This window comes from Sphingopyxis soli (assembly GCF_018682675.1).
GTDB lineage: Bacteria > Pseudomonadota > Alphaproteobacteria > Sphingomonadales > Sphingomonadaceae > Sphingopyxis > Sphingopyxis soli.
Map to the genome: position 1 here is coordinate 1 of NZ_JAFMTR010000003.1, position 9,725 is coordinate 9,725.

13 protein-coding genes are annotated in these 9,725 nt (G+C 64.8%); 4 read left to right on the plus strand and 9 right to left on the minus strand.

Translation table 11 applies throughout. The annotated features are described in order from the left end of the window. The 4 genes from J1N50_RS00280 to petA all read right to left on the minus strand — a co-directional run. On the minus strand, positions 1 to 446 hold a 446-nt coding region (locus J1N50_RS00280; protein WP_215348880.1), incomplete at its 3' end, for an adenine phosphoribosyltransferase. A 26-nt stretch (positions 447 to 472) separates the two neighbouring features. After that, the gene (locus tag J1N50_RS00285; protein WP_215348883.1) at positions 473 to 1,282 is read right to left on the minus strand and encodes a cytochrome c1; all 810 of its coding nucleotides are present in this window, start codon (positions 1,280 to 1,282) and stop codon (positions 473 to 475) included. A gap of 31 nt (positions 1,283 to 1,313) precedes the next feature. Further along, positions 1,314 to 2,594: a cytochrome b gene (locus J1N50_RS00290; protein ID WP_215348886.1), complete on the minus strand. Its 1,281-nt coding sequence runs from the start codon at positions 2,592 to 2,594 to the stop codon at positions 1,314 to 1,316. 13 nt (positions 2,595 to 2,607) lie between these two features. Further along, complete coding sequence (gene petA / locus J1N50_RS00295; protein ID WP_215348889.1) at positions 2,608 to 3,165, minus strand: ubiquinol-cytochrome c reductase iron-sulfur subunit; 558 nt, start codon at positions 3,163 to 3,165, stop codon at positions 2,608 to 2,610. 224 nt (positions 3,166 to 3,389) lie between these two features. On the opposite strand from petA, the gene J1N50_RS00300 reads away from it, so the two are divergent. Next, positions 3,390 to 3,848 carry a tRNA (cytidine(34)-2'-O)-methyltransferase gene (locus J1N50_RS00300; protein WP_215348892.1) on the plus strand — a complete coding sequence of 153 codons (459 nt, stop codon included), beginning with the start codon at positions 3,390 to 3,392 and terminating at the stop codon, positions 3,846 to 3,848. Beyond that, entirely contained in the window at positions 3,845 to 4,705 is an 861-nt protein-coding gene (hemF, locus tag J1N50_RS00305) for an oxygen-dependent coproporphyrinogen oxidase (RefSeq protein ID WP_215348895.1), read from the plus strand. Before J1N50_RS00300 ends, hemF begins: the two co-directional genes overlap by 4 nt. 54 nt (positions 4,706 to 4,759) lie before the next feature. Here the strand turns inward: hemF and J1N50_RS00310 are convergent, their stop codons facing one another. Then, positions 4,760 to 5,632 carry a hypothetical protein gene (locus tag J1N50_RS00310; RefSeq protein WP_215348898.1) on the minus strand — a complete coding sequence of 291 codons (873 nt, stop codon included), beginning with the start codon at positions 5,630 to 5,632 and terminating at the stop codon, positions 4,760 to 4,762. Between the two features lie 117 nt (positions 5,633 to 5,749). Further along, the gene (locus J1N50_RS00315) at positions 5,750 to 6,496 is read right to left on the minus strand and encodes a glycerophosphoryl diester phosphodiesterase membrane domain-containing protein (RefSeq protein ID WP_215348901.1); all 747 of its coding nucleotides are present in this window, start codon (positions 6,494 to 6,496) and stop codon (positions 5,750 to 5,752) included. A 132-nt stretch (positions 6,497 to 6,628) separates the two neighbouring features. Between J1N50_RS00315 and lipB the strand changes: the two genes are divergently transcribed. Both lipB and J1N50_RS00325 read left to right on the plus strand, forming a co-directional pair. Next, entirely contained in the window at positions 6,629 to 7,282 is a 654-nt protein-coding gene (gene lipB, locus J1N50_RS00320; protein ID WP_215348904.1) for a lipoyl(octanoyl) transferase LipB, read from the plus strand. Positions 7,283 to 7,292: 10 nt separating this feature from the next. Next, on the plus strand, positions 7,293 to 7,628 hold the full coding sequence (locus tag J1N50_RS00325; protein ID WP_215348908.1) for a hypothetical protein: 336 nt from the start codon (positions 7,293 to 7,295) through the stop codon (positions 7,626 to 7,628). Between the two features lie 4 nt (positions 7,629 to 7,632). On the opposite strand, the gene queE is transcribed toward J1N50_RS00325, so the two are convergent. From queE to J1N50_RS00340, 3 genes are all read right to left on the minus strand, one after another. Continuing rightward, complete coding sequence (gene queE, locus J1N50_RS00330) at positions 7,633 to 8,265, minus strand: 7-carboxy-7-deazaguanine synthase (RefSeq protein ID WP_215348911.1); 633 nt, start codon at positions 8,263 to 8,265, stop codon at positions 7,633 to 7,635. Further along, positions 8,262 to 8,945 (minus strand): 7-cyano-7-deazaguanine synthase QueC, encoded by a 684-nt coding sequence (queC, locus tag J1N50_RS00335; protein ID WP_215348914.1) that lies wholly within the window; start codon positions 8,943 to 8,945, stop codon positions 8,262 to 8,264. The genes queE and queC overlap by 4 nt, the downstream gene beginning before the upstream one ends. Positions 8,946 to 9,125: 180 nt before the next feature. Next, a complete protein-coding gene (locus J1N50_RS00340; RefSeq protein ID WP_246552835.1) occupies positions 9,126 to 9,512 on the minus strand; it encodes a hypothetical protein in 387 nt (128 codons plus the stop codon). Positions 9,513 to 9,725 lie beyond the last annotated feature (213 nt).

The window sequence follows — 9,725 nt, forward strand, 5'->3', positions numbered from 1 at the left end:
TCGGCGCCGACGCTCCGCATCAGCGCGGCGGTCGCGAGGATGGTTCCTCCGGTCGCCAGCAGGTCGTCGACCAGCACGACGCGGTGCCCCGGCAGGATCGCGCCTTCGTGCAGCTCAAGCCGGTCGGTGCCATATTCCAGCTCATAGTCGACGCCGATCGTCACCCCCGGCAGCTTGCCCGCCTTGCGGACGGGAACGAGTCCCAGCCCCAGCGCGGTCGCCATCGCCGCACCGAACAGGAAGCCGCGCGCCTCGACCGCCACGATAAAATCGGGACGATAGGCGGCAGCGCGCGCGGCCAGACGCCGGACGCTTTCGGAGAAACCGGCAGCGTCGCCGATCAGGGTGGTGATGTCGCGGAACTGGATGCCCGGCTTCGGAAAGTCCGGGATGGTGCGGACGAGCGACGCCAGGTCGAGGTCCGGTTGAGGCGGGAGGGCGATCATTGTGGTGGCCGCCCTCCCTTATGTCCTCAATGCTTCTTGTCGGCCCAGATATTACGGTACGACAGATAGGTCAGCGTGGTGAAGATGAGCAGGAAGAGGAAGGCTGCCCAGCCCACCTGCACGCGTTTCACCAGCTTGGGCTCGGCGGTCCACACCAGGAATGCGGTGACATCCTTGGCCATCGCCTCGACCGTGTTCGGCGAGCCGTCGGCGAAGGTCACCTGCCCCTTGGTGAGCGGCGGCGCCATCGCGAGGTTCAGGTTCGCGAAATAGGGGTTGTAGTGCAGCCCCGGGCCCGGCCGCAGCTCCTTGGGCAGGTTCGCCGGAGGATTCTGGAACCCCGTCAGCAGCGAATAGACATAGTCCTTGCCGCCTTCGCGCGCCTTGGTGATCAGCGAGAGATCTGGCGGCAGGGCATTGTTGTTCGCCGCGCGCGCCGCGACTTCATTGGCATAAGGGCCGGGGAAATAATCCGACGGCAGGCCGTCGCGCGTTGCCGGCTCGCCCGTGTCGGGGTTGACCGACGGCACCTGGAAGCCCTTGGCGAAGGTCTTCACCTGGCCTTCGGTGTAGCCGAGATCCTGGATATCGCGGAACGCGACGAGGTGCAGGCTGTGACAGGCCGAACAGACTTCCTTGTACACCTGAAGCCCGCGCTGCAGCTGGGCTTTGTCCCAGTGCGGGAACATGCCGTCGCTGGCGAGTTTCAAATGCTTCGGATGCTTGTGGAACTCGTGCGATGCGTTGGGCTCATTGGTGAGCGGCGTGGTCAGGATCGCGCACAGCAGCGCGGCGATGAAACCCAGACCGACGAGAAAACCGAGCGGACGAACCATGGCTGTATCAGCTCCTATTAAAGTCCGGCGCTCAGGCCGTGGCCGCCGACGCGTCGTCGGCATGCTTTGCGAGAACCGCTTCCGTGATCGAGTTCGGCATCGGCGCGGGGCGTTCGATCCGCGAGATGATCGGCAGAATGATCAGGAAGTGCGCGAAATAATAAGCGGCCGCGAGCTGGCTCAGGATGACGTAGGGCTGTTCGGCCGGGCTCTTGCCGCAATAGCCGAGGATCAGCACGTCGACCACGAGCACCCAGAAGAACTTGCGGTTGAGCGGACGATAGTTCGACGACTTCACCGGCGAACTGTCGAGCCAGGGCAGGAAGAACAGCAGCGCGATCGCCGCGAACATGGCGATGACGCCCCACAGCTTCGCATCGATCCACAGGAAGTTGAAGGTGAAGGCGCGCAGGATCGCGTAGAAGGGCCAGAAATACCATTCGGGCACGATATGCGCGGGCGTCGAGAGCGGGTTCGCCGCGATATAGTTGTCGGGGTGGCCGAGCAGGTTCGGGCTGAAGAAAGTCAGCGCGACGAACAGCAGCAGGAACACACCGACGCCGACGCCGTCCTTCGCGGTGTAATAGGGGTGGAACGGGACGGTGTCCTGTTCGTCCTTCACCTCGATGCCGGTCGGGTTCGACGAACCCGGAATGTGCAGCGCCCAGATGTGCAGGATGATGACACCCGCGATCACGAAGGGCAGCAGATAGTGGAGCGAGAAGAAGCGGTTGAGCGCGGCGTTGTCGGGCGCGAAGCCGCCGAGCAGCCAGACGCGGATCGGCTCGCCGACAACCGGAATCGCCGAGAAGAAGCCCGTGATCACCTGCGCGCCCCAGAAGCTCATCTGGCCCCAGGGAAGGACATAGCCCATGAAGGCGGTCGCCATCATCAGCAGGAAGATCACGACGCCGAGCAGCCACACCATTTCGCGCGGCGCCTTGTACGAGCCGTAATAAAGGCCGCGGAAGATGTGCAGATAGACGACGATGAAGAACATGCTCGCGCCGTTCATATGCGCGTAGCGGATGAACCAGCCGGCGTTCACGTCGCGCATGATATGCTCGACCGAGTTGAACGCGACGCCTGCATTGGCCGCATAATGCATCGCCAGCACGATGCCGGTGACGATCTGGATGACCAGCGCGGCGCCCGCGAGGACGCCGAAGTTCCAGAAATAGTTGAGGTTGCGCGGCACCGGATAGCCGGCGCCGATGGCGTTATAGACGAGACGCGGCAGCGGCAGCTTCTCGTCCAGCCACTTCATCAGCGGCTGCTTGGGTTCGTAGTTCTTGGCCCAGGGAAAGCTCATCTTATCTCGCTCCTCAGCCGATCGTCACGACGGTGTCGCTGTTGAATTCATAAGGCGGCACGACCAGATTCTTGGGCGCCGGGCCTTTGCGGATGCGCGCCGCGGTGTCGTAGTGCGAACCGTGGCACGGGCAGAAATAGCCGCCGAAGTCGCCGCGATTCTCGCCCTCGGCGGCGCCGAGCGGCACGCAACCGAGGTGGGTGCAGACACCGAGCGTGATCAGCCAGTTTTCCTTGCCCGGCTTGGTGCGCTCGTCGATCGTCTGCGGGTCGCGCAGATCCGAAAGCGGCACTTTCTTCGCTTCCGCGATTTCGGCGGGCGTCAGGTTGCGGACGAACACCGGCTGCTTGCGCCAGCTCGTCTTGATCGCCTGCCCCGACTGGATCGCCGAAATGTCGATTTCCGTGGTCGACTGCGCCAGCACGTCGGCCGACGGATTCATCTGATTGACCAGGGGAAGCACCACCGCGGCCGCACCGACACCGGCAAAACTCACTGCTGCGATGTTGATGAAGTCCCGGCGCCGCACGCCATCTTCGATGCCGGCGGAAATATCGGTTTCACTGGTCATTCGACTGCCCTTGCATGGGTGAACTGACATGGTTCCCAAGAAGGATTGACCCGCCCCGCAACGCGCACACGACATGGCGCAGCCCGGCGGCCCCTCCGGGAATTGCGGGCCTGATAGCCGCACTGTCCGGGCTTGCCAACAGGCAATTTCCGCTTTGTCCATGCTGGCTTGCGCGTGGCCGCCCTGCCCTCGATTCCCGGGCCGTCCGGCGCTATGGGAGCGGCATGGAAATCGCCCTGTTCCAGCCCGACATCGCCGGCAATGTCGGCACAATCCTGCGCACCGCCGCCTGCTTCGGTACGCCCGCGCACATCGTCGAACCCTGCGGATTCCCGTTCGGCGATGCGGCGCTGAAGCGGGCCGGGATGGACTATGCAGTGCGCGCGAACGTCCGGCGCCATCCCGACTGGCAGGCCTTCCGGCAATGGTCGCAGATCGGCGGGCAGCGCATCGTGCTGCTGACGACCGCGGGCGCCACGCCGCTTCCCGATTTTGATTTCGGTCAAGGCGACGTGCTGCTGTTCGGATCAGAGAGCGCCGGCGTTCCGCACCATGTTCACGAGGCCGCGGCCGCGCGGGTCGCGATTCCGATGCAGCCGGGCTTTCGATCCTTGAATGTCGCGGTCGCGGCTGGCATCGCGCTCGCCGAGGCGCTCCGCCAGACGAAAGGCTTTCCCGCATGATCTCGCTCGACCACCAACAACAGGCGGCGCGCACCTGGTTCGAATCGCTGCGCGACCGCATCTGCGCCGAGTTCGAGGCGATCGAACGCGAGGCGGGCAGCGACGCCAGCTTTTCCTACACGCCATGGGATCGCGAGGCCGAAGGCGCCGCGCCCGGCGAAGGCGGCGGCGGCGTGCGCGGCGTCATGACCGGCAAGGTCTTCGAAAAGGTCGGGGTCAACGTGTCGACGGTCGGCGGAGAATTCGCCCCCGACTTCGCGGCGTCGATCCACGGCGCTGGCGAGGACCCCAGCTTTTTCGCGACCGGCATCAGCCTTGTCGCGCATATGGCGAATCCGCATGTGCCCGCCGTTCATATGAACACGCGATTCCTGGCGACGACGAAGCGCTGGTTCGGCGGCGGCGCCGACCTCAATCCGCCGATTCCATACCAAGAGGATACCGACGCCTTTCACGCGCGCTTCCGCGCCGCCTGCGCGCCCTATGGGCCCGACGTCTACGAACGCTATGCCAAATGGGCCGAGGATTATTTCTATATCCCGCACCGCGGCGTTCATCGCGGGGTCGGCGGGATTTTCTACGACCATCTCGAGTGCGGCGACGATGCCGAGTTCGATCGCAACTTCGCTTTCACGCAAGCGGTCGGCGAAGCCTTCCTCGACGTCTTCCCGCAGATCGTACGCCGACGGATGGGCCAGCCCTTTACCGACGCGGAGCGCGAGGAGCAGCTCGTCTGGCGCGGTCGCTACGCCGAATTCAACCTCGTCTATGACCGCGGAACACTGTTCGGGCTCAAGACCGGCGGCAATATCGACGCGATCCTGATGAGCCTGCCGCCGCTCGCCAAGTGGAACTGATATAGGAAAAGGGCGCCCCGTCTCCGAAGCGCCCCTTCCTCGCTTGAAGTCCGTTCAGGCGAAAACGTCAGCCGAAGCCTTTGGCGCGATCGCCCGATAGATGCCGATCGGCACTGAGAAGGAGACCATGATCAGCGGCAAATAGATCACCGCCGCGGAAACGATCAGCGAGATCATCGCCCCGGCCATCGATCCGCCGGCGAGCGACCCGAAAATGCCGCCGACGATCATCCCGACCACCAGCATATAAACGACCACCAGGATCGCGAATACGACATAGAAGCCGACGATCACCCATTGCGACGCTTGCGTCAGACGCCAAGATTCGCTGAGGCCGGTGATCGGATTGCGGGTCAGGCGGTCCGCCATGATCGGTCCGGCTACGATGAACCGGCCCTGTACCCACAGCAGGAACACGATCAGCGCGACATACAGGATGATGCCGACGAAGAGCGCGCCGCCGCCGACCGCGCCTGATTCCAGCGCACCGGGCGAAAAAGCTCCCGCCCCGCCGAGCGCCGCGCCAAAGATTAGCCCGAAAATCAGCATCACGATGAAGATCAGGATATAGGCGGCGATCATCACCACCATCATCCCGAGCGCAAAGGCAGGACCCGCCTGGAACGCCCAGCCAAAATTCGGCGCCTCACCGGGATACAAACCGCCGCGCCATATCAACATGCAAACGCCGTAGAGGATCACGGCAGCAAGCAAGGAAAAGAGGCCGATCTTGCCGAACGCGCCCATCGCGACGGATGGATCGCCCGGCGACATCGCCATCGCCGAGAATGTGGAACCCAAAAGCAGATAGCCGAGCAGACCTAGAAGCAGCAACGCGCCGCCGAACCAGATCAACATCTGCATCCAATTGGCCTTCAGAAACGCGAACGTCTCCGAAAAGGCCGCACCGATACTCATCTTGTTCATCTCATTCCCCCTTTCATACCTGACCTTGTTGTTGCGTCACGTCAGGCGACCCCAAACCTCCTATGTTCTATTCACGTCAGTCGCGCATCCTTCCCCGGCGCGGACGGGGTAATGCCTTCATTCGAAGACCGTCGACGCCCCCGTGGTCGCGAGTTGGCGATAGGCCGCGGCGGAAACCGCGATCGTCACCATCGTCGCAACGACACCCAGCGCGGATTCGACAAAACCGCTGACGATATGCCCGATTCCCGGACCAGTTCCGGTGATCACGCTCACCACGCCACTCAGGATCAGCATGATGATCGCGATCGCGATCGTCACCAGCAACAGGAAGAAGAAGATCGCCCAGCCATTGTCGCGCGTCATGTCCCAGCTCGTGCGGATCGCCTCGACCGGATTGCCAATGCCGCGGTCGGCGACCAGCGGCGAGACGAGCGCGAGGCGCCCGATCAGGTAGAGGCCCGGAATGATCAGAAGAACGAAGCCCAGCGCGAGGATCAGGCCGGTCAGAATCTGCAGGCCGATCAGCGTCGGGATCATCCGCCCCGCAAAGGCCAGCGCCTCGCCGACGCTCGTTGCGTTGCGCGACAGCCACAGCCGCAATATCGCGAGGGTTCCGACGATCGCGAACAGCGCAACGGCGAGTTGATAGGGCAGAAACTGCCGGACATTCTGCTCGAAAGTCGCCACGATCTGCTCCAGCGTCGCGCCCTGCGGCGGCTCGATCGGTGCGGGTCCGAACCATGCGACGGCCAGCGACGGCAGGAACAGGAAAAACGCCGCGATGGTCCCGGTCAGCGCCGTGTAAGACTTCATCAATGCCACGCTGTCTTCCCACGCCGCGCCCATGTCGAATTTTGCCATTTATGCCCCATATTTATCGGCAGATGCCCAGGATCGGAGACTGACCTTGTTCGCCCCCAATGTCCAGCCTTGTCGCTACGGCCCCCGCGCCCCCTTGCCTGTCCGCGCGCAAAGGGGCAGGAAACGCGGCCGATGACCATGCTACCCACCCCTGAATGGCACGTCTCGCCTGGGCTGACCGACTATGCGGCCGCACTTGCCGATATGGAGGAGCGCGCCGCCGCGATGCACGCGGGCCACGCTGGCGAACGCATCTGGCTGCTCGAGCACCCGCCGCTTTACACCGCGGGGACGAGCGCCGATCCCGCCGAACTGCTCGATCCGCGCTTTCCGGTTTTCGACGCCGGGCGCGGCGGCCGCTACACCTATCACGGCCCCGGCCAGCGGGTCGGCTACGTTCAGCTCGACCTCACGCGGCGCGGGCGCGATGTGCGCGCCTATGTGTCGGCGCTCGAGGGCTGGGTGATCGATGCGCTCGGACTGCTCGGCGTCGAGGCGCGCCGCGCCGAGGGCCGGATCGGCATCTGGACGGACGACGCACAGGGCCGCGAGGCCAAGATCGGCGCGATCGGCGTGCGCGTGAAGCGATGGATCACCCTTCACGGCTTCTCGCTCAACGTGAACCCCGACCTTGCCCATTTCGCCGGGATCGTGCCGTGCGGAATCGCCGAATTCCCGGTGACGAGCCTGGCCGCGCTCGGCAACCCGGCCACCTTCGCCGAGGTCGACCGGGCGCTGGCCGATGCGCTGCCCGCCTTTCTCGACAAGCTCCCGGCAAGCGACTAGGAACGGCGGCATGACGCGGACCATCCTCATCGCCCTGCCCATTGTCCTGCTCGCCGCCTGCAACAGCGAGCCCGCGGGCAAATCGACGACCAAGCTCGACGCGGTCGAGGTGCAGCCGGGCACGATCAGCGATTCGATGATCATCCTCGACGACGCGGCGGGCGACGGCACAGCGGTCGACAACAGCGTCCCCGACGACGGCACGAAGAAGGAAGCGCCGAAGGCCGCCGCCAGCGAAACGACCGACACCGCCGAATCCGACGAGAGCAGCGATCCCGACGCGGTCGAGGCGCCCGTCGCGCAAAAGGCCATCTCTGCCGACAGCGCGACGAAAAAGACCCAATAGGGCTTTAGCGCAGCCCCAGGCTCTTGTGCGCCTGCAGCGACAGGCGCCAGCGCGGGTCGGCCATCACCAGGTCGATGCATGCCTGCACATTGGCCGCAGCATGCGGATCGTCGAGCGGCTGGATCAGCCGATGCGCGAAATCCAGATCGGCCAGCATCGCAACGTCGCTTCCCGGCTGCGGCCAGACGAGCTTCAATTCGTCGCCGCTTTTCTGAACCAGTTCGCCACCCGCCTTGGGACTGACGCAAATCCAGTCGATGCTGCGCGGAACATGCTGCGTGCCGTTGGTCTCGATCGCGATCGTGAAACCCTCGGCATGGAGCGCGTCGATCAACGCTGCGTCGACCTGCAGCATCGGTTCGCCGCCGGTAAGCACGACGTAGCGGTCGTCCGCGCCCTCGCCCCAGCTTTGGGCGATTACCGCCGCCAGCGCCGCCGCATCGCGATATTTGCCGCCGAGCGTGCCGTCGGTGCCGACAAAATCGGTGTCGCAGAATCGGCAGATCGCCTTGGCGCGGTCCCGCTCGCGTCCCGTCCACAAATTGCAGCCGGCAAAACGGCAGAAGACGGCGCGGCGCCCGGCCTGTGCGCCCTCCCCCTGAAGGGTGAGGAAAATCTCTTTGACGGCGTAGGTCATGCGTAGCGCGTCGGGTCGGGGAGCCCGGCGTCGGCGAAGCCCTTCGACCGCAGGCGGCAACTGTCGCACGATCCGCAATGCAGCCCCTCGGGCGTCGGGTCATAGCACGACCAGCTCATCCCCGCATCGATGCCGAGCCGTGCAGCCTCGGCCGCGATGTCGGCCTTGGTCATATGCTGGAGCGGCGCGTGGATCCGGAACGCCACACCCTGGTCCCCGTCGCGCGTCGCGAGCGCCGCGAGCTTCTCGAACCCCTGGATGAACTCGGGACGGCAGTCGGGATAGCCCGAATAGTCGAGCGCATTGACCCCGATCACGATGTCCTGCGCCTGCCGCGCCTCGGCAAGGCCGAGCGTGAGCGACAGGAAGATGAGGTTGCGCGCGGGCACATAGGTGACCGGAATATCGCTGCCGACCCCTTCCTTGGGCACATCGATGTCGGCGGTCAGCGCCGATCCGCCGAAGCGGCGGAGGTCGAGCGGCAGGACGATATGCTCGGCCGCGCCGACGTAGGCCGCGATCCGCGCGGCGGATTCGAGTTCGACGCGGTGGCGCTGGTTATAGTCGATCGTCAGCGCGACGATCCGCGCCCCCGCTTCGCGCGCGAGCCCTGCGCACACCATCGAATCGAGACCGCCCGACAGGAGGACGATGACGCTTTTCCCGGAAACATCCTGCATCGGCGCCAGATAGGCCTGCGCCCGCGGGCGCGCAAGTATTGCGGCGCACAAAGAAACAGGCCGCACGGCGCGAGCCGCACGGCCCAGGTCGGCATGAAGCCGTAGGGAGAAGGACACACATCGGTGCGTCGTCCAACCCGTCTAGCAGGCGATAGTTAACAAGCCGTTAGGCCGCAGGGATCAGCAGCCGCCTGCGCGGCGCGCCTCGATGGCCTGCGAGAAGGGGCGGCCGTCGGCAATCCCCTGCGTGTCGATCTGGACGAGCCGGTTCGTCTCGCTGCGGATCGTCGTCCGGCCATGCCCCGCGCCCGGGCAGGTGTAATGGACGGTGACCGAGGCCGGCGTGTCCTCGATGACATAGCGCGAACAGCCCTGCCGCGGATGATAGACCTGGATCAGACGCCGTGCGTCGCCGAGGCAGACCGTCTGCAACACCGCATCCTTGCCGCGTTCGCGGAGCTGCCAGCTGCCCTTTTCGAGGCGGTCGAGCATCGCGAGCGACGGCGCCTGCGCCGGAACCGCGGTTGCTCCGGCAACACCGAGCGCCAGCAAGGCGGTTCGAAACATGGGAGAGAAGATCGCCATTACACCTTCCATCTGGCTGCCCTGGTCCGGGCAAGACGCGACCCCTGGTCCCATTAGCTAGCAAGCCAGGGCAGGCATTTCAACCGCTTGGCGCTGATATGCCTCGTTTCATCGTCACCCCGGCGAAACGAAGGGTGTGGATTCACATTTGAAGTGCAACGGCAGGAAGGTTTCGGCTGGAGTTTTGAAGCCGAG

What these genes read in the sequence shown, in the direction of transcription:
- J1N50_RS00285 (WP_215348883.1), bottom strand. Translation starts at nt 1,282, where the DNA reads ATGGTTCGTCCGCTCGGTTTTCTCGTCGGTCTGGGTTTCATCGCCGCG.
- J1N50_RS00290 (WP_215348886.1), bottom strand. Translation starts at nt 2,594, where the DNA reads ATGAGCTTTCCCTGGGCCAAGAACTACGAACCCAAGCAGCCGCTGATG.
- petA (WP_215348889.1), bottom strand. Translation starts at nt 3,165, where the DNA reads ATGACCAGTGAAACCGATATTTCCGCCGGCATCGAAGATGGCGTGCGG.
- J1N50_RS00300 (WP_215348892.1), top strand. Translation starts at nt 3,390, where the DNA reads ATGGAAATCGCCCTGTTCCAGCCCGACATCGCCGGCAATGTCGGCACA.
- hemF (WP_215348895.1), top strand. Translation starts at nt 3,845, where the DNA reads ATGATCTCGCTCGACCACCAACAACAGGCGGCGCGCACCTGGTTCGAA.
- J1N50_RS00310 (WP_215348898.1), bottom strand. Translation starts at nt 5,632, where the DNA reads ATGAACAAGATGAGTATCGGTGCGGCCTTTTCGGAGACGTTCGCGTTT.
- J1N50_RS00315 (WP_215348901.1), bottom strand. Translation starts at nt 6,496, where the DNA reads ATGGCAAAATTCGACATGGGCGCGGCGTGGGAAGACAGCGTGGCATTG.
- lipB (WP_215348904.1), top strand. Translation starts at nt 6,629, where the DNA reads ATGACCATGCTACCCACCCCTGAATGGCACGTCTCGCCTGGGCTGACC.
- J1N50_RS00325 (WP_215348908.1), top strand. Translation starts at nt 7,293, where the DNA reads ATGACGCGGACCATCCTCATCGCCCTGCCCATTGTCCTGCTCGCCGCC.
- queE (WP_215348911.1), bottom strand. Translation starts at nt 8,265, where the DNA reads ATGACCTACGCCGTCAAAGAGATTTTCCTCACCCTTCAGGGGGAGGGC.
- queC (WP_215348914.1), bottom strand. Translation starts at nt 8,945, where the DNA reads ATGCAGGATGTTTCCGGGAAAAGCGTCATCGTCCTCCTGTCGGGCGGT.
- J1N50_RS00340 (WP_246552835.1), bottom strand. Translation starts at nt 9,512, where the DNA reads ATGTTTCGAACCGCCTTGCTGGCGCTCGGTGTTGCCGGAGCAACCGCG.